Here is a 22,222-nt window from a genome sequence, read left to right as displayed (position 1 = left end):
ATGCAGTTTTGTAAGACTGCGCATTCATTAGATATTTGAATAACAGACCTTATAAAGAAGGGATTAAGACTGCAGATTTCTCTGCACTTGCATTTATCAAATTTGATTTGAATAACAGACCTTATAAAGAAGGGATTAAGACCTGCGCTCTACAATCATCATCACGATAGAATTTTCATTTGAATAACAGACCTTATAAAGAAGGGATTAAGACGTAACACTGATTGCTGATAGCGCACAATGCGTCTATTTGAATAACAGACCTTATAAAGAAGGGATTAAGACTAGATATTCGAGTGTAGAAACGCTCGAATGCTTATTTGAATAACAGACCTTATAAAGAAGGGATTAAGACCGATGCAGTCTTATAATTGCTGTAATTCATCAGATTTGAATAACAGACCTTATAAAGAAGGGATTAAGACGATTGTTCATGACAATACTCTCTACAAGAAGAAAATTTGAATAACAGACCTTATAAAGAAGGGATTAAGACATAAACTCAGAATGGAGCGATTTCATCTGGTCCATTTGAATAACAGACCTTATAAAGAAGGGATTAAGACAATCCCGTACGGTTTGAACCCTTTCTTGGTGATATATTTGAATAACAGACCTTATAAAGAAGGGATTAAGACCCTCTACACAGAATTGTGTAGTGAGTTGTAAAAAATTTGAATAACAGACCTTATAAAGAAGGGATTAAGACAAGTCTAACAGGTGCATAGTGTCTCCTTATGGGGGTATTTGAATAACAGACCTTATAAAGAAGGGATTAAGACGGTCACGGACCAAGGAATCAAACGCAGTGCCACGATATTTGAATAACAGACCTTATAAAGAAGGGATTAAGACTTCGTCAAAAATGTAGATTTCAGTGCTGAGTATATTTGAATAACAGACCTTATAAAGAAGGGATTAAGACCAATCTTGTTAAACAGGATGACTTGTGACATTTAATTTGAATAACAGACCTTATAAAGAAGGGATTAAGACCCGACGAGCTCTTGGAAGCGTGTTGCGATGCTGCCATTTGAATAACAGACCTTATAAAGAAGGGATTAAGACCTGTGATTCATTAGATATTCGAGCGTTTCTACACATTTGAATAACAGACCTTATAAAGAAGGGATTAAGACTTTCAGAAGCTCTGAAAGATGCAATTTTTTGATTATTTGAATAACAGACCTTATAAAGAAGGGATTAAGACATGTTCTCCAAAAGTAGTGATTTAGGTTAGGTTTATTTGAATAACAGACCTTATAAAGAAGGGATTAAGACGAGGAGAACTGCACTATGTGGTCATCCATATATTTGAATAACAGACCTTATAAAGAAGGGATTAAGACTGAACCATGATTTCTTTTTTCATGTTGCTCATTAATTTGAATAACAGACCTTATAAAGAAGGGATTAAGACACAAATTGCCTTGATAACCAGCTACGACATATATTTGAATAACAGACCTTATAAAGAAGGGATTAAGACTTGATGCGTTATGCCTGGATAAACTGCCTCAATCATTTGAATAACAGACCTTATAAAGAAGGGATTAAGACATATAAACCGTTGTGTCAGTTGGTTTAACGAATCATTTGAATAACAGACCTTATAAAGAAGGGATTAAGACCGGAGTCCCATTGGTTGATTGCCGCCACTGGGTTTATTTGAATAACAGACCTTATAAAGAAGGGATTAAGACGTTGATTGCCGCCACTGGGTTTATTGCGGCTTTCTATTTGAATAACAGACCTTATAAAGAAGGGATTAAGACAACTCTTTACCAACATTATAAAAAGTCACCGCTATTATTTGAATAACAGACCTTATAAAGAAGGGATTAAGACAGTAAATTCAGTAACATCTTTGTCATTCTCGTCAATTTGAATAACAGACCTTATAAAGAAGGGATTAAGACTAGCATTGATTTGTGAGCGCGCAAAGCGTGTCAAATTTGAATAACAGACCTTATAAAGAAGGGATTAAGACGTGCAGTTCTCTGCACTTATGAGATTGAAGAACGCATTTGAATAACAGACCTTATAAAGAAGGGATTAAGACCAACATCTGCTGCACGAAATGCAGCAATTTTTTGATTTGAATAACAGACCTTATAAAGAAGGGATTAAGACTTTTTCGTCATTGAGAAGCTTGGCAGCGTCTAAAATATTTGAATAACAGACCTTATAAAGAAGGGATTAAGACACAGTATTCAGTAACATCTTTGTCATTCTCGTCAAATTTGAATAACAGACCTTATAAAGAAGGGATTAAGACCTCCATGACCCAGCGAAGCTTTGCAACATCTAGAATTTGAATAACAGACCTTATAAAGAAGGGATTAAGACCGATTTTTCTTTGCAAATCAATCGCTTGAATCTGATTTGAATAACAGACCTTATAAAGAAGGGATTAAGACTCATATTTCACCTTAACTACATCCAATAAATTCATTTGAATAACAGACCTTATAAAGAAGGGATTAAGACTCATATTTCACCTTAACTACATCCAATAAATTCATTTGAATAACAGACCTTATAAAGAAGGGATTAAGACCAGCGGCAGCTTTTTTGTTTTGTTTTTCAGTAGTCATTTGAATAACAGACCTTATAAAGAAGGGATTAAGACCGACGTAAGCCATTGCTGGTTTGCCATTTGAGAGGTCATTTGAATAACAGACCTTATAAAGAAGGGATTAAGACGTAAGGGTTAACAACGATGCTTCGCTACCCCAATTTGAATAACAGACCTTATAAAGAAGGGATTAAGACCCTGCCAGCTCCTTCTCGTTTTCCGCCTGCCATTGATTTGAATAACAGACCTTATAAAGAAGGGATTAAGACATGAGGATTCAGCCTCTATGCTGCCAACGAATTTATTTGAATAACAGACCTTATAAAGAAGGGATTAAGACTAATTGTTCTTGACCTTCCCATTCTCCAACAGAGATTTGAATAACAGACCTTATAAAGAAGGGATTAAGACGTGGGCAACCGGGGCGGAGTTGTTACTTCAAATTATTTGAATAACAGACCTTATAAAGAAGGGATTAAGACGTCAATTTTGTTGTATGTATTCGCGGTAATGTTCGATTTGAATAACAGACCTTATAAAGAAGGGATTAAGACTTTTCTGCAGGCTTCTTCATTTCGATATAAAGACCATTTGAATAACAGACCTTATAAAGAAGGGATTAAGACCGGTTGATACGGCGGCAACTTCGACGCGCGATACAGATTTGAATAACAGACCTTATAAAGAAGGGATTAAGACTAATTTGATGTTATTGGTTTTGATGGGCGAGCAATTTGAATAACAGACCTTATAAAGAAGGGATTAAGACAGCTGCTTGCCGCAACTGTTCACCTACCTGACGAATTTGAATAACAGACCTTATAAAGAAGGGATTAAGACCCGGAGGTTTTTTGATGTTGGGCTCGATCAATTTGAATAACAGACCTTATAAAGAAGGGATTAAGACGGCCGGGACAGGTCCACCTTTTTGGTGGTTAAGATTTGAATAACAGACCTTATAAAGAAGGGATTAAGACGTCAGGCCCGCGATTGCCCGGCCTATTTCCATATTTGAATAACAGACCTTATAAAGAAGGGATTAAGACGAAGCGGGGGCAAGTTGATAGAGTGCTACGGGCGCATTTGAATAACAGACCTTATAAAGAAGGGATTAAGACGCATTGCCCAGGTAGCATCAGAGGCCCTTAATCCCATTTGAATAACAGACCTTATAAAGAAGGGATTAAGACGCGAGCCGCATAGGCGGTTTTTTCGTCATCTGTATTTGAATAACAGACCTTATAAAGAAGGGATTAAGACACCGTAATGGCTGAGGCAAAATGATTTTGCGGACTCATTTGAATAACAGACCTTATAAAGAAGGGATTAAGACTATTGTCCGTCGAACAGATGCGGCTCCAGTACGGCCATTTGAATAACAGACCTTATAAAGAAGGGATTAAGACTCGTAGCGCTCGATCATTGAGCGCAGAACGGTGGATTTGAATAACAGACCTTATAAAGAAGGGATTAAGACGCAGACTTCCATTTTGCTCCTGTGTCCGAAATCTATTTGAATAACAGACCTTATAAAGAAGGGATTAAGACTTGCTACCTCGAACCGCACTCGAAACTAGTGAGTGATTTGAATAACAGACCTTATAAAGAAGGGATTAAGACTGTTTGTCCGCAGGGTAATTGCGGAGTGCTTTCTATTTGAATAACAGACCTTATAAAGAAGGGATTAAGACCCAATTGGGCAGCTACAAACAGCCCAAATTTTGCCTCATTTGAATAACAGACCTTATAAAGAAGGGATTAAGACAAGCCCCTCAGAGATTTCCATTTTGCTCCTGTATTTGAATAACAGACCTTATAAAGAAGGGATTAAGACAGGCCGGTCAAAACTCTTTCTCTAAGATTGTTCATATTTGAATAACAGACCTTATAAAGAAGGGATTAAGACAGGCCAGCCTTTGATACGGTCACAGCCAGTATTTTATTTGAATAACAGACCTTATAAAGAAGGGATTAAGACTCGCGGTCCAGAATCCTCTTTCCATCCGCTCGATGATTTGAATAACAGACCTTATAAAGAAGGGATTAAGACGAGTGATCTTAGTCTCTTTACTCATTTTGATAATATTTGAATAACAGACCTTATAAAGAAGGGATTAAGACAGCAGCTCAGCCGTCAATCGATTCTCGGCAATACCATTTGAATAACAGACCTTATAAAGAAGGGATTAAGACGCTTTCAAATCGCTAACAGCGATTAAGTTTAAATTTGAATAACAGACCTTATAAAGAAGGGATTAAGACAGTTTTATAATTACTGCTGTTCATCAAATATTCAATTTGAATAACAGACCTTATAAAGAAGGGATTAAGACGCGCAAAAGCATGTCCTTGTTTTGCGCTTAATCTATTTGAATAACAGACCTTATAAAGAAGGGATTAAGACGCGCTTGGTTCGTGTTGTTTTTACTCATGGTAATATTTGAATAACAGACCTTATAAAGAAGGGATTAAGACATAAGAAGAAATAATAGTTTGAATGTTTGAAATTCATTTGAATAACAGACCTTATAAAGAAGGGATTAAGACTGGAACATCATGGCCTTTCCCCTCAGAAAAAAAATTTGAATAACAGACCTTATAAAGAAGGGATTAAGACGGAGGACTTTATGGGTGACCCAGCGCTTGAAGGGCATTTGAATAACAGACCTTATAAAGAAGGGATTAAGACCTAGTTTTTGAATTGTACCTTTTTATGCGCCGCAGCTTTTCCCTTGTAAACCACAGCTTCTAAATCGGTACGCTCTTCCTCCGTGAGTCGCACTCTGTATTGCTTAGCCATATCGCCACTCTCATCAGGGAAATTCCTCGATAGGGGACTACTGATCCGACATTTCAAGATTGACTGAGTACTAGGCTAAATTGAGGATTGCCGAGATCATTTCCGGGAATTGTCGCTAATGCCCGATAAAGGCTAAAATAGTGGGCTAAATCCCTTCAATTCACAATGGAATTCAATGACAATTACTACACGTTTTGCTCCGAGCCCCACCGGGTACTTGCATATCGGCGGTGCCCGTACCGCGCTTTTTTCCTGGCTTTACGCCCGCAAGCATGGCGGCGACTTTATCTTGCGCATCGAAGATACGGACCTCGAACGTTCCACGCAGGAATCGGTCAATGCGATTCTCGAAGGCATGACTTGGCTCGGCCTTGAATACGACAAAGGACCGTTCTACCAAACGCATCATTTCGATCGTTACAAGGAAATTATTCAGCAATTACTCGCTCAGGGCGATGCTTATTATTGCTGCTGCAGCAAGGAAGAGCTGGAAGCGGTGCGTAACGAGCAAATGGCTCATAAAGAAAAACCCCGTTACAACGGCAAGTGCCGGGATAAAGGCTATAAAGGCGACGACGGACGCGATTATGTGGTCCGTTTCAAAAATCCGCAGGACGGCGCCGTGACGATCAACGATCGGGTCAAAGGCGAGATTGTGGTTGCCAATAAGGAACTGGATGATCTGGTGATTGCACGGACGGACGGTTCGCCCACTTATAATCTGACTGTCGTGGTCGACGACATGGATATGAAAGTGACGCATGTGATCCGCGGCGACGATCATATTAACAATACGCCCCGGCAGATGAACATTCTGAAAGCGTTGGGAGCTCCTCTGCCGTTATACGCGCATTTGCCGATGATTCTCGGTCCGGACGGCGCGCGGCTGTCGAAGCGGCATGGCGCGGTCAGCGTGATGCAATTCCGCGACGACGGTTATTTGCCGGAAGCCCTGCTGAATTATTTGGTGCGCCTCGGCTGGTCGCACGGCGATCAGGAGGTTTTTTCGGTCGACGAGATGGTCGAATATTTCGAACTGGAAAACGTGAATGTTTCCGCCTCGACTTTCAATACCAAAAAGCTGCTGTGGCTGAATCACCAATATATTATGAACAGCGATCCGGCGCATGTCGCGCGTCATTTGAGCTGGCACATCGGCCAGCTGGGCATCGATCCTTCGGAGGGGCCGGCGTTGGTCGAAGTGGTGAAGGCGCAAAGGGAGCGCAGCCAGACTCTGGTCGAGATGGCGCGGGCGAGCGCTTTTTTCTATCGCGATTTTGATGAGTACGATGAAAAAGCGGTTAAAAAGAATTTCAATGCCGAAGCCGGGGAGGTACTGGCCGCGTTGCACGACCGGTTCGCCGAAACCGATGACTGGCAGAAAGAAGCGCTGCATCAGGTAATCGTCGATCTGGCTGAAGCGAAAGCATTGGGCATGGGCAAGGTGGCGCAGCCGCTCCGCGTGGCGGTGACCGGTACGGCCGTTTCGCCGGCGATTGACGTGACCCTGGCGCTGCTCGGCAAGGGTAAGACTTTGTCCAGAATACGAAAAGCGATCGAGATGATAAAAAGTTTAAATTAAAGTTGGACAGAAACCGTAATTACTGTACAATAGTCTTTCTTAACTGATGGGGCCATAGCTCAGCTGGGAGAGCGCTTGCATGGCATGCAAGAGGTCAGCGGTTCGATCCCGCTTGGCTCCACCAAATCAGTCGGATTGAAACTTAATTTGTTGTCCCCATCGTCTAGCGGCCTAGGACACTGCCCTTTCACGGCGGTAACAGGGGTTCGAACCCCCTTGGGGACGCCATCTTCGAAGGGCTATCCGAATGAGGATAGCCCTTTTTTATTGCCTGCGATTTAGGTACCCTTAGCATTTCGCAGCAATCCTACAAAACCTTGTCCATTTTGAGTGAAAGAGCAATTATTCCGGACGACCCAGCTTCAGAGAATGAGGGCCGGCGGGCAAACCGCCACCGGTGAAAAGGGTTGACGCCAATACGTTGGCGCAAGCCATTGCGAACATCGTCTCGGCCCCTGGATATGGCAACCGTGCCCAACGTATCGGCGAACCGATGCAAGCCCGCGATGGCATTGCCGGAGCCGTCGAGTTACTGACGGTAAAATTTCGAGCCGTTATTCAAGACAAGAAAGGAGCATAAAGTGAATACCCTGTTTGATTCGCTCAAGATCGGCGACCTCGAATTGCCCAACCGTATCGTGATGGCGCCGTTGACCCGCTGCCGTGCCGGCGCGGGTAGAGTGCCCAATGCGCTGATGGCGGAGTACTATACGCAGAGAGCCAGTGCCGGATTGATTTTAAGCGAAGCGACCTGTATTTCCCCGCAAGGTGTCGGCTATCCGGATACGCCGGGCATCTGGTCAGAAGATCAGGTCGAGGGGTGGAAACAAGTCATTCGCGCAGTGCACGCTGCGGGTGGGCGGATTTTCTTACAGTTATGGCACGTTGGCAGGGTCTCGCATCCGGATTACCTGAACGGAGAATTGCCGGTGGCGCCGAGCGCGATTGCGCCTGCGGGTCATGTGAGTCTGTTGCGGCCCCAGCGCGAGTTCGTGACGCCAAGGTCGCTGGAGACGGCTGAAATTCCCGGCATCGTCGAGGCCTACCGGAAAGGTGCGGAAAATGCCGAACGGGCCGGGTTCGACGGGGTGGAAATCCATGGTGCCAACGGTTATCTGCTCGACCAGTTCCTGCAGGATAGCACCAATCATCGCGAAGACGAATATGGCGGCTCCATAGAAAATCGGGCCCGACTGCTGCTGGAAGTTACCGATGCGGCGATTTCCGTCTGGGGCAGAGGCCGGGTCGGAGTGCATCTTGCGCCCCGAGGCGATGCGCATTCGATGGGCGATTCGCAGCCTTTGCAGACATTCGGTTACGTCGCAGAACAACTCGGCCAGAGAGGCGTCGCCTTTATTTTTACCCGGGAGTCGCTGGGGGCCAACCGCATCAGCCCGGAATTGAAAAAACGCTTCGGCGGCGTTTTGATTGCGAATGAAGGATTCGACCGCGATACGGCTCAGCAGGCGATCGCTGCAGGCGAAGCGGATGCCGTTTCGTTCGGCAAGGACTTCATCGCCAATCCCGATTTGGTGCGCCGCCTGCAACTGAACGTGGCGTTAAACCCTTATGATGCCGCAACATTCTACGGCTACGGGTTGCCCGATCCGAAAGTCGGCTATACGGATTATCCTTGTTGGGACTCGTCCAAAAGGACAGGAAAGATCAGCCAATAGGGTTGCATCGAAATTTCCTAATGCTACACCCCACCTTTTTCTCTTGGGGTCTCAGATAGGGCTGTCAACAGGGATTATTGGTTTCTGAAAACGTCTGCCGATCCTCAGATCATGCTTGTCGGTGGATTGTTTATAGGCAGGCAGCCGCGGCGTAGCGGCAAAGATCTTTTTTATATCAAAAAACAGGAACACCCGAAAAATCATTCCTCGATACCGAGTTCCTTGATTTTCCGGGTCAGGGTGTTTCGGCCGTAGCCCAGCAAGATGGCCGCTTCGTGGCGTTTGCCGTGGGTATGGTTCAATGCGGCCTTGATCAAAATCGTTTCGACGGCGGGGATCGTCTGTTTGGCGACTTCGTGTTCCTTGGTCATCAGTTGGCGGTCGATCCAGCTTCTGAGCATCGTTTCCCAGTTTCCGCTCTCCGTTTCGCGTTCGTGCGGTTTGTTCAGGAGTTCCGGCGGCAGGTCGTGCAGATGGATTTCACGGCCGGAAGCCATGACGGTCAGCCAACGGCAGCAGTTTTCGAGCTGGCGGACGTTGCCGGGCCAGTCGAGGTCGCTCAGATAACTTTCCGCGTCGGGCCTTAGGGTTTTGACTTCGGTATTCAGTTCCTGCGCGGCCTGGGCCAGAAAGTGGCGGAGCAGGAGCGGAATATCCTGTTTGCGGTCGCGCAGCGGCGGGATGTGGATCCGGATCACGTTCAGGCGATGGAACAGGTCTTCACGGAAGCGGCCTTGTTCGACCAATGCTTCGAGATTTTGATGGGTTGCGGCAATGATGCGCACGTCGACCTTGATCGACAGATGGGCGCCGACCGGATAAAACTCACCGTCGGCAAGCACGCGTAACAGGCGCGTTTGCAGTTCGGCCGGCATGTCGCCGATTTCGTCGAGGAACAGCGTGCCGCCGTTGGCTTGTTCGAAGCGGCCCGCCCGGCGGGCCTGGGCGCCGGTAAAAGCGCCTTTTTCATGGCCGAACAGTTCCGATTCCATCAGGTCTTTCGGAATCGCGGCCATATTCAGCGCGATGAACGGATTCTTCGAGCGCGGGCTGTGTTTGTGCAGGGCTTTGGCGACCAGTTCCTTGCCGGTGCCGGACTCGCCGTTGATCAGCACGGTGATGTTGGAGCGGGCCAGCCGGCCGATCGCGCGGAACACTTCCTGCATGGCCGGTGCGGCGCCGATGATTTCGGGCGGCGATTCGAGCGCGGAGGCTTCTTTCTGACTCTCCTGCTGCCGACGGCTGTGCGTGCAGGCGCGGTGTGCCAGTTCGACCACTTCATTGATGTCGAACGGCTTGGGCAGGTATTCGAAGGCGCCGCCGTGGAAAGCCGAAACCGCGCTTTCGAGATCCGAATGCGCGGTCATGATGATTACCGGCAGTCCCGGATAATTTTTTTGCACGCGGTCCAGCAGCTCGAAGCCGTCCATGCCGGGCATCCGGATGTCGGTCAGGAGCGCGTCGGGGGTATCGTGCTGCAATGCGCTCAGGAGTTCCTTCGTGTTCGCAAAAGTCATCGTCTGCATTTTGGCTTTTTGCAAAGCCTTCTCGACGACCCAGCGGATCGATTTATCGTCGTCTACGATCCAGACGGTTTCAGGTTTAGTCATTGCCAGACTCTATCGGTAGCAGAATGGTGAAAGTGGTATTGCCGGGTTCGCTCTGGCATTCGATCAGGCCGTTGTGCTGGCTGATCAGGGAATGCGCGATCGACAGCCCGAGGCCGGTGCCTTCCGGGCGGCCGGTTATCATCGGGTAAAAAATCTGGTTCATCATCCCCGCGTCGATGCCGGGGCCGTTGTCGGTAATGTCGATTTTGACCGTCAATTTGTGGCATTTGCGCCCAATCGTGACATTCCGCTTGATCCGCGTCTTCAGCCGGATCACGCCGGCGCCGTCGAGGGCCTGGACCGCGTTGCGCACAATGTTTAACACGGCCTGAATCAGCTGGTCCTTGTCCGCCTTCAAGTCGGGAATGCTCGGATCGTAGTCGCACAGGATCGAAATATTGCCGTTGGCCTCGGCTTCGACCAGTTGCCTGACCCTTTCCAGTACCTCATGGATATTCAACGGCTTTTTGTTCGGCAGTTTGTTCGGGCCCAGCATCTTGTCCATCAACCCTTGCAGCCGGTCCGATTCGGCGATGATAATGCCGGTATACTCTTTCAAGTCGGGATCGACCAGTTCCAGGTCCAGCAGTTGCGCCGCCCCGCGCAGGCCGCCCAGCGGGTTCTTGATTTCGTGCGCGAGTCCTCTCACCAGCAGCCTTGCGGTATTTTGCTGCGACAACAGCTGTTCTTCTTTCGATATGCGCAGGTGATTGTCGACCTGCAGCAATTCGACCAGGACTTCGGGCTGGCCTTTTTCATTTGTCAGAGGGGTGGCGCTGAAAGTGATCGTGATGCTCTGGCCGATCCGGTTCAGCGTAAGCGCACGGTCGAGCAGGGGCTCGGCCATTGCCAGCGACAGTTTCAAATTGGCGAGCAGTGCCGGTTCGGAGGTTTTGAACAATTCGGAAGCATTCATGCCGAGCAATTGATTGGCGCTGTCCGCCAGCAACACTTCACCGGAGGTATTGATATAGGCCAGGTTCAAGTCCCGGTCGAACAGTAGAATTGCGGAATTCAGGTGATCCAGTATCCTTTTATGCATGACTGCCTTTGAAATCTAACTCATAGTCTATGAGCGTTATTGTTAGCAATTTACAGACCAATGCACAAAAAAGTGCGAAAAAATGCGGGTTTGGACGAAGCCGAGCGTTCGAAGGGAATTATTATAGGGCAGGGCGAAAAAAAACGCCCCAAGATGGGGCGTTTTTGTGGAGCAAGGAAGCGAGTTAAAAGATTTTACAAGCTGTAGTACATGTCGTATTCGACAGGGTGGGTGCTCATGCGCAGACGGGTGACCTCGGCCATCTTCAGGTCGATGTAGCCGTTGATTACGTCGTCGGTGAAGACGCCGCCGCGGGTCAGGAACTCGCGGTCTTGATCGAGTGCTTCCAGCGCCTGGTCGAATGCATGGCAGACTTGCGGAATGCTTTTTGCTTCTTCTGCCGGCAGGTCGTACAGGTCCTTGTCCATCGCGTCGCCCGGATGGATCTTGTTTTGAATGCCGTCGAGGCCGGCCATCAGCATCGCCGAGAATGCCAAGTAGGGGTTCGCGGTCGAATCCGGGAAACGCACTTCGATGCGGCGGGCCTTCGGGTTGGTAATGAACGGAATGCGGATCGACGCAGAGCGGTTGCGTGCGGAGTAAGCCAGCATGACCGGCGCTTCGAAGCCCGGAACCAGACGCTTGTAGCTGTTGGTGGAAGCGTTGGTGAAAGCGTTCAACGCCTTGGCATGCTTGATGATGCCGCCGATATAGTACAGTGCCAGTTCGGACAGGCCGCCGTATTGGTCGCCAGTGAACAGGTTCACGCCGCCTTTGCCGAGCGATTGGTGCACGTGCATGCCGCTGCCGTTGTCGCCGACCATCGGTTTCGGCATGAAGGTGGCGGTTTTGCCGTAAGCGTGAGCAATGTTCGAAACCACGTATTTCAATGCCAGCACTTCATCGGCTTTTTTAACCAGCGTGTTGAATCTTACGCCGATTTCGCATTGGCCTGCGGTTGCCACTTCGTGATGGTGCACTTCGGTTGTCATGCCCATTTCACCCAGAACCTGGCACATCGCGGAACGCATGTCCTGCAGGGAGTCGACCGGCGGAACCGGGAAGTAGCCACCTTTTACACTTGGGCGATGGCCGATGTTGCCGTCGGGATACACTTTTTCGGAGTTCCAGCCCGCTTCTTCGGAATCGATCTTGAAGAAAGCGCCACTCATGTCCGCGCCCCAGCGTACATCGTCGAAAATGAAGAATTCGTTTTCAGGACCGAACAAGGCGGTATCCGCAATGCCGGTGGACTGCAGATAGGCTTCCGCGCGTTTCGCGATCGAACGCGGATCGCGCTCATAGCCTTGCATGTTTTTCGGTTCGATGATGTCGCAGCGCAGGATCAGCGTGGCGTCGTCATAGAACGGGTCCATGACCGCAGTGGTCGGATCCGGCATCAAAATCATGTCCGATTCGTTGATATGCTTCCAGCCAGCGATCGACGAGCCGTCGAACATGTTGCCTTCTTCGAAGGTGTCTTCGCTGATGGTGTGAGCTGGGAAAGTGACGTGTTGTTCCTTGCCGCGGGTATCGCAAAAACGGAAATCGACGAATTTTACGTCGTTATCCTTAATCATTTTTAATACATTTTCTACAGACATCTATTTAGTCTCCTGAGATCGGTTTGTGTCAAATGGTTTAGCCAAACTGGACTACGATAACATTTTTTTTGTCGAATGAGCTACAAAAAAAATTGAACTTATTTCGCTTGAAAAAATTTAGAACGGTAAATGGGCGAGGTAATGGATTTCCTTAAAAAAAGCCTAGTTATGGTGCGAATAAAAGAAAAATGCACAATCATGGTGCGCAATGTTTTTCCCTATTCAGGGGTGGGTCTGGTTCATACATACCAATTAGCATGAATTTATGTTGTATTTTGGCAAAAAATATTGCCGTAAAGCAACTGGCATTAATATTGCTTGTACATTTTCAGGTACATCACGCGCTAATGATTGGTCCCAATGTTGGGCAATCGGATGGTTTAGCCGTAATGTTCATTGGCAGACCAAGATAATCTAATGCAGGGCTATCACCATGAAAAAATATCAAAGCAATGATCGCGCCAGTTTTAAACCTTTGGCGTTAGGACTGGTACTTTACTCGGCCGCGGGCGCGATCAACGCCGCTACATTGACCGAGGCGGAACGGCTCCTGGAAGCGGCAGGCGATCCGAACGGCAGTTCCTTTATGAAAAAGTACGGGCTTACGGTAGGCGGTTGGGCGAATGCCGGCATTACTTATAACTCGATCAGTCCGGAAAACAATTTCAACGGGCCGGTGACGTTCGGCGACCGCTCGGGGGAATTTCAATTGAATCAGTTGAATTTATTCCTCCAGCGCGCAGTCGCGACGGAAGGTGACAGTTTTGATTTGGGTTTTCGTTTCGACGTGATGTTCGGCACCGACGCGCTTTTTACCCAGGCCTACGGCGTGCCGGCATTCGACGTAAATTCCGGGCTGCCTTTGAACCGAAACCATTGGGATTTGAATTTACTCAACAGCAACGACAACCGTTTCTACGATTTGGCATTTCCACAGGCCTACCTGGAAGCCTATCTGCCGATCGGCAACGGTCTGAATATCAAGGCTGGCCATTTCTACACCCCGATTGGTTATGAAACGGTGCCGGCGCCGGATAACTTTTTCTACACGCACGCCTACACGATGCAGTACGGCGAGCCGTTTACCCATACCGGTATTCTCGGCAGCTATACGATCGATGATCATTGGTCCGTGGTCGGCGGCGCGGTGACCGGCAGCGCGACCGGCGGCTGGGACGGCGGCTGGGACAAACATTTGGGCAACTGGGCGGGCATTGCCGGCGCGACCTGGACCAATGCGGATTCGGGAACCTCTCTGAACGTGACCGGTACCTACGGCGGGACGTCGGAACAAAGCAGCAAGGGCTGGGGCATGTACAGCGTGGTGTTGAAGCAGGACGTCGGCGACAAGACCCACTGGGTGTTGCAGCACGATCACGGATACGCCAACGGCGTCTTGACCGCGAACGGAGTGGAAGATGCGGAATGGTACGGCATCAACACCCATTTGTACTATGACATCAGCGATACCTTGACGGCGGGCGTGCGCGGCGAATGGTTCCGCGATCAGAACGGGTTTCGGGTCTTTTCTCCGGGACGGGTTGGGGCGGCAACCGACGGCAGCGGTAACAGCTTCGCGGCAGCAGGCAATTTCCTGTCGACCGGCGCGCCTTCCAGCTATTATGCAGTAACGGCAGGCATCAACTGGAAACCGCTCAAATGGCTGAATTTGCGTCCGAACGTACGTTACGACTGGGCCGATGGCGCCCGGCCTTTCGGCGATACCGGTGCAACGACCGGCAAACTGGATCAGTTCCTGTTTTCGACGGATTTTACGATCAGCTTCTAAGCTAAGCCGTACGTAATTTAAAAGCTAAAACAAAATGCGCCCTCTATGGGCGCATTTTGTTTTTGGGACGCGCCACTGAATACGCCTTTTCCTGCATTTCCTGTGTGTTGAGCCCGTATATCTCTCTGCGCCAAAATGAAGATTTAGGGACATTTTGCGGGCTCAATAGATACATGATTTATCCATTAAGGTTCTTCGGAAGCACCAATATGGGGCGCTTAGGGGTGAAATGGACAGAAACGGTGCATTAATGCTTGGTATCTACTCTTGCTATCGGAAATGCAAACCGCTTTTTGCCGTAGCCATATTCGCAATAGGAAGAGTCAATTAGAGGATCATAAGCCTTCTGTTGATGGCGATATGGGGCGATATCCATTGTGGAAGACGGGCAAAAGAGGCTGGCTTTTCGAACCTTCACTTATGAGAACTGTGCCTGATCAGTTCACTGTTCGGAGGGACTGCCGGCGTATCGGATTAGGATCATTAAATATTGGCATAATCATTGCTTTGGATTGATGCGGAATCATTTTTTATTCAGCAAGAGGCAATTTATGAAACTGATCACAGCAATCGTTAAACCCTTCAAACTGGATGATGTCCGCGAGGCGCTTTCAGAAATCGGGGTTACCGGCGTTACCGTTACCGAAGTCAAGGGCTTCGGTCGTCAAAAAGGACATACCGAGTTATATCGCGGTGCCGAGTATGTCGTAGACTTTTTGCCGAAAACCAAAGTGGAGGTGGCTGTATCCTCTGCATTGGTCGATCAGGCGGTCGAGGCGATAACCAAGGCGGCGGGAACCGGCAAGATTGGTGACGGCAAAATTTTTGTGACGACCTTGGAACAAGTAATCCGGATTCGTACCGGAGAAACCGGCGATGACGCCCTTTAAGCATAGAGGTAAGGACGGAATTATGAAACGTATTATAACGACTTTGATTTTTTTCACTCTGCTGGGCTTTGCCGGCCTCTCGCTTGCCGAAACTCAGGCTATCGCAGAACCTGCAAAAACCGCAGCGGCCGAGGTTCCGCCGGCATCCGCGGCGGCGGTGACGACCGACAAGGGCGATACGGCCTGGATGATGATTTCGACCATTCTGGTCGTGATGATGGTAGTGCCTGGACTCGGCCTGTTTTACGGTGGCCTGGTGCGCAGCAAGAACATGCTGTCGGTGCTGATGCAGGTCATCGTGGTGTTTTCGATGATCTGCGTGCTTTGGGCGATTTACGGCTACAGCCTCGCGTTTGGCGGCGAAGGGCTGATCATCGCGAATTTCGACAAGGTATTTCTGAAAGGGATTACCACAGAATCGTTGGCCGATACGTTTACCGATAACGTGAAGATTCCCGAATTCATTTTTATTTCATTCCAGTCAACTTTTGCCGGGATTACCTGCGCGCTGATCGTCGGCTCGTTCGCCGAGCGGATCAAATTCAGCGCCGTGCTGATTTTCTGCGCCCTCTGGTTTACCTTCGCTTATCTGCCGATCGCGCACATGGTATGGGGGGCGGGCGGCTATCTGCTGGGCAAAGGGGCGCTGGACTTCGCGGGCGGTACCGTCGTCCATATCAACGCAGCGATGGCCGGCCTGGTCGGCGCTTATCTGGTCGGCAAGCGGATCGGCTACGGCAAGGAACACATGGCGCCGCACAGTCTGACGTTGACGATGGTCGGCGCTTCGCTGCTGTGGGTGGGCTGGTTCGGCTTCAATGCCGGTTCCAATCTCGAATCCAACGGCGGCGCGACCCTCGCTTTTATCAATACGATCCTGGCGACATCCGCTGCGGTATTGTCCTGGTCGGCGGGCGAAGCGGTGGTCAAGGGCAAGGCTTCCATGCTGGGCGCCGCTTCCGGCGCCGTGGCGGGATTGGTGGCCATCACGCCGGCCTGCGGGTCCGTCGGCCCGATGGGCGGTATTGTCATCGGTCTGGTTGCCGGCCTTCTCTGTCTATGGGGCGTTAACGGGCTCAAGCGGATGCTGGGCGCAGACGATTCGCTCGACGTGTTCGGCGTGCATGGCGTCGGCGGGATCACCGGGGCGCTGTTGACCGGCGTATTTACCTCGCCTACGCTCGGAGGCACGGGGGCCGAGGATTTCTCGATCGCCAGCCAGTTTCTGGTTCAGGCCGAAGGTGTCGTGATTACGATCGTCTGGTCGAGCGTGGTGGCGTTCATCGCATACAAGCTCGTCGACATGCTGATTGGACTCAGGGTCAGCGAGGAATACGAGCGGGTCGGTCTGGACGTGTCCAGCCACGGGGAAACGGCATACCATTTATAATGGTGTAAAGCGCATCGATGCAGGCAGGCCATCGGACCGAACCTTTCCGTTCCGTGGCCGGCTTGCGGTTCTGTTGCAAGTGAATACGACTTTGCCGGAAATGCCCGGCTGAACGATCGGTACGGTGTCAGATTCGGGGGCGAAGGAGCCTTTTTTGTTGCAGCCCTCTTGTAGGGCTTTTTGTATTTTATGGCAGAATTGTAAATCAATACGGATTGTGTATGATTGGCGAACTTCCGAAGTCAATTTTTCGTTACTTGTGACAGAGAGACATTATGAAATTAATAACAGCAATAATTAAACCGTTCAAACTCGATGATGTCAGGGAAGCCCTGTCCGAGATCGGCGTCGCGGGCGTCACCGCGACCGAGGTAAAAGGTTTTGGCCGCCAGAAAGGTCACACCGAATTGTATCGGGGTGCGGAATACGTGGTCGATTTTTTACCGAAAGTGAAACTCGAAATCGCGGTGTCGGACGACATACTCGACAAAGCGGTCGAAACCATCGTGAAGGCGGCGAATACGGGCAAGATCGGGGACGGTAAAATTTTTGTGACCAATCTGGAACAAATCATCCGAATAAGAACCGGCGAAACCGGCGAGGATGCCATTTAATCAGTAAAGAGAATGCAACCTAAACAACTTTTTTTTAGCTTACTTTTATTGCCGTTCGCGGCGGAGGCCGATCCGATCAACCAGGCCAATACGGCCTGGGTTTTGACATCGACCGGCTTGGTCTTGTTCATGACGCTGCCGGGCCTGTCGCTGTTCTACGCAGGCCTGGTGCGCAGTAAAAACGTGCTGTCGGTGCTGATGCAGTGTTTTGCGATTACCTGCCTGGTTTCGATCCTGTGGCTGGCCGGCGCGTACAGCCTGATTTTCGCCAATGGCGGCGATTATCAGAAGCTGGTCGGCGGATTTTCGAAAGCTTTCTTGCCCGGAATCAGCACCGCTTCGCAAGTCGACGATCTGCCCGAAACCGTTTATTTCATGTTCCAGATGACTTTCGCGATCATTACCCCGGCACTGATCGTCGGCAGTTTCGCCGAAAGGATGAAATTCTCCGCGATGCTCTGGTTCAGCGGCCTGTGGCTGTGCCTGGTCTATGTCCCGATCTGCCACTGGATCTGGGGCGGCGGCTGGCTCGCGGAGCTGGGGGTTCTGGACTTTGCCGGCGGTATCGTGATTCATGTAAACGCCGGCGTCGCCTCGCTGGTCGCCGCGCTGGTCATCGGCCGCCGGCGCGGCTTTCCGACCACGCCGATGCCGCCGCACAACATGACCATGGCGGTAACCGGCGCGGGCATGCTTTGGGTCGGCTGGTTCGGTTTCAATGCCGGCAGCGCGCTGACCGCGGACGGCCGCGCCGGCATGGCGCTGCTGGTAACTCACATCGGCGCGGCGGCCGGCGCGTTGACCTGGATGGTGATCGAATGGCGGCGTTTCGGCAAGCCGAGCGTATTGGGCATCGTGACCGGGATGGTCGCGGGTCTCGGCACGATCACGCCGGCTTCGGGGTATGTCGGGCCTTTCGGTGCGTTGGCGATCGGCGTGGCGGCCGGCGCGGTCTGTTTCTTTGCGACGCAATATGTCAAGCGCACCTTGAAGATCGACGATTCATTGGACGTATTTCCGGTGCACGGCGTCGGCGGGATCACGGGTTCCTTGCTGACCGGCGTCTTTGCCTCCGGCAGTTTTGGCGGCTTGGGGCTGGCTGAAGGCGTCACGATCGGCAGTCAGGTCGGCGTACAGGCGCTGGCGATTTTGGTAACGATAGCCTGGAGCGCGTTTTTCAGCTTTGTATTGTTGAAATTGATCGACAAATTCGTCGGCTTGCGGGTAACCGCCGATGAAGAAGTACAGGGCCTCGATCAGGTGTTGCACGAAGAAACCGGCTATGTGAATTTATAGCCCGGAAGCGTTTCGGTAAAGTAAAAAGGCGGCTTACGGGTCGCCTTTTTTATTGGCGAGGGCTATGTTAACCTACGAATAGTTGAAGGACTCGTATGAAGGCTCGAACCTTGTTGACCAAGATTTTAAAAGGATTGGCTGTTGCTGTAAGCATCATGCTTTTATATGCGCTGGCGGGCTTTTATGCGGTGCCTTATCTGGTGAAGTCCAAGGCGCCGGCAATGATCAAGGAACTGACCGGCCGGGAGGCATCGATCGCGAAGGTCGAGCTGAATCCTTTTTCATTCCGGATGTCCGTACAGGGTTTTGCCTTGCAGGAAAAGGGCGGCCGGTCGTTCGCAAGCTTCGAACGCTTCGCCGCCAACCTCGAACTCTGGCGCTCTCTAAAGGAAGCTGCGCTCACGATCGACGAGGTGCAACTGCTCAAACCTTTCGTCCGTTTGGCCCGGTTTAAAAACGGCCAATTCAATTTCGCCGATTTATTGGCCGATAAAGAAAAACCCCAGCCCACGAGCGAGCACGCTTTGTTTCCCGTACAGATCGGCCGTTTGGCGCTGGCGGACGGTCAATTGCTCTGGGAAGACGAGCAGTCTGGCAAACCGGTTAAAGAAGAAATCGTGCCGATCGACTTGACTGTGGAAAAGTTTTCGCTGGCGGAGAATCAGCCTTTTTCTTTGCATTTAAAGATGGTGTTGAAGTCGGGCGGAATGCTGGATTGGCAAGGCGAAGCGGGCATCGAGCCGTTATTCTCGAAAGGCCGTCTCAAGCTGGACCGACTCAAGCTGCAGAATCTGACCGGGTTGGCGTTACCGCAGACGCTAAGCTTTACCCTGCAGGGCGATGAAATGCTGGAGGCCGAATACCGTTTCGATTATTCGGCGGCGAAGGGTCTGGCGCTCGATATTCCGAAGAGCCGATTCGAACTGAAGAATTTCGCCTATGCGTCTGCCGGAACACCGAGGTTGACAGTCAAATCCTCCACTTTTTCGCTGGAGGCCGGCTATCAAATCACTTATGCCGGCCAGCAATGGCAGGTTGCGGCCGAAAAAACGGAAGCCAAACTGAATGATGTGGTCTTGACCGGTTTCGGGCCGGCCAAGGCTGCATTGAAAATTCCCGAAATCGTGCTGGCTGCGGCATGCAATATCGGTAATGAGAAAAACGGTTTCAACGTGACCGTTCGGAATGGGCAGGCGGCGTTTCGCGGCGGCGAATTTTCCGAGAATCCCCAAGATCGGCCCTTGGTTAAAATAGGCAGCCTGGCCGGCGAAGGAATCGATTTTAACCTACTCCAGCGCGCGGTTTCGATAAAAACGGTCAAATCGGAAAATGCCGACATTCAAGCCTGGCTGACTAAAGAGGGAAAACTCAATTATCTGGCCCTGCTGCCGGAGAACGGCAAGCCGGCGACGGACGAAAAGGCGGCTTCTCCGCCTGCCGAAAAACGCATTCAACCCTGGAAGATTGCGCTGAAATCGGCCGCATTGACCGGTTTCGGCGTCAATTTCGAAGACAGGACAGGGGCTAAACCGGTCGCGATACAGGTCAAGCCGATCGATTTGACGCTGCGCGATTTCACCAATGCCGAAGGCGCCAAATTGCCCGTGCAGTTGAGCGCCGGCTTTAACCAACACGGACGGATCGAGCTGGACGGCGATGTCGTGATCAAACCACTCACCGCGCGATTGAATGTTTCGATCGCGGACATCATGCTCGATAAATTTCAGAACTATGTTGATCGGTACGCCCGCCTGGATGTGATCGACGGCGGTTTCTTTGCGGAGGGCAAGCTGGATGCTCAGTTCAGGGAACAGCCCGACGTCAGATTTCGGGGACTTGCAGGGATAGAAGAATTGGTGACGCGCGACCAGTTGCAGAACAAGGACTTCATCAAATGGCGGAAGCTGACCCTGAACGGGATTGAGGCGGACCTATCGGCCAACCGTTATACCGCCAGGCGCCTGTTGATCGAAAAGCCCTATGCGCGGGTCGTGATCAAAAAGGACAAGACGGTCAATATGAACGAGGTGCTGTCGACGGGGGACAGCGGAGGCAAAAAACCTGCCGAGCCCGCAACGGTCAATCCGAAGCATGACGGGCGTGAGCCGTATTTCCGGCTCGACCAGGTACGGGTGCATGACGGCTCGTCCGATTTCGCCGATTTCTCGCTGATTTTGCCTTTTGCGGCCGAAATCAAGGAGTTGAACGGCGGCGCGACAGGATTTTCTTCCGAAAAGAAATCCAAGGTCAAAGTGTCGCTGAAAGGCAATGCCTACGATCTGGCGCCGGTCGACATACAAGGCGAGGTGAGCCCCTATCGCGGCGAATACGATGTGGCACTGAGTTTTCACGGCCTGCCGATGCCGCTGATCAGTCCATATATGGTGCAATTTGCCGGTTATAAAGTCGAAAAAGGCAAATTGAACCTGGATCTGAAATACCGGGTCGAGAAGGGGGCCTTGACCGCGTCCAACAATATTTTGATCGATCAGTTCGAGCTTGGCGAAAAAGTCGAAAATCCGAATGCGGTGTCGTTGCCGCTGGACTTGGCGGTCGCCCTGCTGAAGGACAGCGATAACCGGATCAAACTGGACGTGCCGATTACCGGCAGCTTCGAGGATCCGAAATTCAGCATTCGATCTCTCGTCGCCGACGCGCTGATGAACGCGCTGAAAAAGGTGATTGCCTCGCCGTTCAAAGCGGTTGCTTCGCTGTTCAAGGACGGAGAAAATCTGGATCATATCGACTTCAAAGCCGGCAAGGCCGAACTGGATCAAGCCCAACTGGCCAAACTCGACAATCTGGCGAAGGCGCTGAAGGAGCGGCCGGCGCTGAATCTCGAAATCAAGGGCGCGGCCTATGTGGAACAGGACTGGCCGGCCTTGCGGGACGCGGCGCTGTATGACCGGTTAAAAAGCTTGAAAGCGGCCGAGCTCGCTAAAAAAGGCAAGAAAATACGAACGGAATACATCGAACTGTCGGACGGCGAGTACAAGGATTATCTGGCGCAGATGTTCATCGAAAAATTTCCGTTGTTGGCGGAGCGTTCGTTGTTCGGCAAACCGCGCCTGATCGATGAGAAGGCGGGCGATTTTTACGAAGTGGCAAAACAAAAACTGTTCACGATCATCAAGCCGGAAATCGAGCGTTTGAAGGATTTGGCCGCGAAACGCGCCCAGGCTATCGCCAAACATGTCGTTCAACAGGGCGGCATTCCGCCCGAGCGGGTGTTCATTCTCGATACCGCGATCAATCCGGAGCGGGAAGGGCAGGCGATCGTTTCGCGGTTATCGTTGAAAGCGCATTGATCGGTTTAGCGTCGAATAGGGATTTATACTCCAAAGGCATGGC

At 50.4% G+C, this 22,222-nt stretch carries 11 protein-coding genes, 2 tRNA genes and 1 CRISPR repeat array (1 of these 14 running past the window's edge); of the genes, 10 read left to right on the top strand and 3 right to left on the bottom strand.

Annotated features, from left to right (window positions below; all coding sequences use genetic code 11):
* A CRISPR array of direct repeats spans positions 1-5,267; the repeat unit is 37 nt; unit sequence ATTTGAATAACAGACCTTATAAAGAAGGGATTAAGAC; it reaches 2,176 nt to the left of the window's first position.
* A 286-nt stretch (positions 5,268-5,553) separates the two neighbouring features.
* The 4 genes from gltX (at position 5,554) to METAL_RS11085 (ending at position 8,636) form a co-directional block, all read left to right on the top strand.
* Positions 5,554-6,960, top strand: a complete 1,407-nt coding sequence (gene gltX, locus METAL_RS11105) for a glutamate--tRNA ligase (protein ID WP_005372348.1) — start codon at positions 5,554-5,556, stop codon at positions 6,958-6,960.
* Positions 6,961-7,008: 48 nt separating this feature from the next.
* Positions 7,009-7,084: transfer RNA gene (locus METAL_RS11100), tRNA-Ala, on the top strand.
* 28 nt (positions 7,085-7,112) lie between these two features.
* Positions 7,113-7,188, top strand: a tRNA-Glu gene (locus METAL_RS11095).
* Between the two features lie 353 nt (positions 7,189-7,541).
* Entirely contained in the window at positions 7,542-8,636 is a 1,095-nt protein-coding gene (locus METAL_RS11085) for an alkene reductase (protein ID WP_005372346.1), read from the top strand.
* Between the two features lie 200 nt (positions 8,637-8,836).
* Here the strand turns inward: METAL_RS11085 and ntrC are convergent, their stop codons facing one another.
* From ntrC to glnA, 3 genes are all read right to left on the bottom strand, one after another.
* Complete coding sequence (ntrC, locus tag METAL_RS11080) at positions 8,837-10,246, bottom strand: nitrogen regulation protein NR(I) (RefSeq protein ID WP_005372344.1); 1,410 nt, start codon at positions 10,244-10,246, stop codon at positions 8,837-8,839.
* Positions 10,239-11,288, bottom strand: coding sequence for a nitrogen regulation protein NR(II) (gene glnL, locus METAL_RS11075; RefSeq protein ID WP_005372342.1), 1,050 nt, complete (start codon positions 11,286-11,288; stop codon positions 10,239-10,241). The genes ntrC and glnL overlap by 8 nt, the downstream gene beginning before the upstream one ends.
* A gap of 194 nt (positions 11,289-11,482) precedes the next feature.
* Positions 11,483-12,892: a glutamate--ammonia ligase gene (gene glnA / locus METAL_RS11070; protein ID WP_005372340.1), complete on the bottom strand. Its 1,410-nt coding sequence runs from the start codon at positions 12,890-12,892 to the stop codon at positions 11,483-11,485.
* A gap of 433 nt (positions 12,893-13,325) precedes the next feature.
* Here glnA and METAL_RS11065 point away from each other — a divergent pair, with 433 nt between their 5' ends.
* The 6 genes from METAL_RS11065 (at position 13,326) to METAL_RS11040 (ending at position 22,179) form a co-directional block, all read left to right on the top strand.
* Positions 13,326-14,681, top strand: a complete 1,356-nt coding sequence (locus tag METAL_RS11065; RefSeq protein WP_005372337.1) for a porin — start codon at positions 13,326-13,328, stop codon at positions 14,679-14,681.
* A 551-nt stretch (positions 14,682-15,232) separates the two neighbouring features.
* Positions 15,233-15,571 carry a P-II family nitrogen regulator gene (locus tag METAL_RS11060; protein WP_005372334.1) on the top strand — a complete coding sequence of 113 codons (339 nt, stop codon included), beginning with the start codon at positions 15,233-15,235 and terminating at the stop codon, positions 15,569-15,571.
* Between the two features lie 22 nt (positions 15,572-15,593).
* A complete protein-coding gene (locus tag METAL_RS11055) occupies positions 15,594-16,961 on the top strand; it encodes an ammonium transporter (RefSeq protein ID WP_031431769.1) in 1,368 nt (455 codons plus the stop codon).
* Positions 16,962-17,236: 275 nt separating this feature from the next.
* On the top strand, positions 17,237-17,575 hold the full coding sequence (gene glnK / locus METAL_RS11050; RefSeq protein ID WP_005372330.1) for a P-II family nitrogen regulator: 339 nt from the start codon (positions 17,237-17,239) through the stop codon (positions 17,573-17,575).
* 12 nt (positions 17,576-17,587) lie between these two features.
* On the top strand, positions 17,588-18,871 hold the full coding sequence (locus METAL_RS11045; RefSeq protein ID WP_005372329.1) for an ammonium transporter: 1,284 nt from the start codon (positions 17,588-17,590) through the stop codon (positions 18,869-18,871).
* A 95-nt stretch (positions 18,872-18,966) separates the two neighbouring features.
* Complete coding sequence (locus tag METAL_RS11040; protein ID WP_005372327.1) at positions 18,967-22,179, top strand: DUF748 domain-containing protein; 3,213 nt, start codon at positions 18,967-18,969, stop codon at positions 22,177-22,179.
* The last annotated feature ends 43 nt before the right edge of the window (positions 22,180-22,222 follow it).

The sequence above is a fragment of the Methylomicrobium album BG8 genome (assembly GCF_000214275.2).
GTDB lineage: Bacteria > Pseudomonadota > Gammaproteobacteria > Methylococcales > Methylomonadaceae > Methylomicrobium > Methylomicrobium agile.
This window is presented reverse-complemented; position numbering and strand designations above follow the sequence as displayed.

Coding starts and splice junctions, on each gene's coding strand:
- gltX (WP_005372348.1), top strand. CDS start 5,554: ATGACAATTACTACACGTTTTGCTCCGAGCCCCACCGGGTACTTGCAT.
- ntrC (WP_005372344.1), bottom strand. CDS start 10,246: ATGACTAAACCTGAAACCGTCTGGATCGTAGACGACGATAAATCGATC.
- glnL (WP_005372342.1), bottom strand. CDS start 11,288: ATGCATAAAAGGATACTGGATCACCTGAATTCCGCAATTCTACTGTTC.
- glnA (WP_005372340.1), bottom strand. CDS start 12,892: ATGTCTGTAGAAAATGTATTAAAAATGATTAAGGATAACGACGTAAAA.
- METAL_RS11065 (WP_005372337.1), top strand. CDS start 13,326: ATGAAAAAATATCAAAGCAATGATCGCGCCAGTTTTAAACCTTTGGCG.
- METAL_RS11060 (WP_005372334.1), top strand. CDS start 15,233: ATGAAACTGATCACAGCAATCGTTAAACCCTTCAAACTGGATGATGTC.
- METAL_RS11055 (WP_031431769.1), top strand. CDS start 15,594: ATGAAACGTATTATAACGACTTTGATTTTTTTCACTCTGCTGGGCTTT.
- glnK (WP_005372330.1), top strand. CDS start 17,237: ATGAAATTAATAACAGCAATAATTAAACCGTTCAAACTCGATGATGTC.
- METAL_RS11045 (WP_005372329.1), top strand. CDS start 17,588: ATGCAACCTAAACAACTTTTTTTTAGCTTACTTTTATTGCCGTTCGCG.
- METAL_RS11040 (WP_005372327.1), top strand. CDS start 18,967: ATGAAGGCTCGAACCTTGTTGACCAAGATTTTAAAAGGATTGGCTGTT.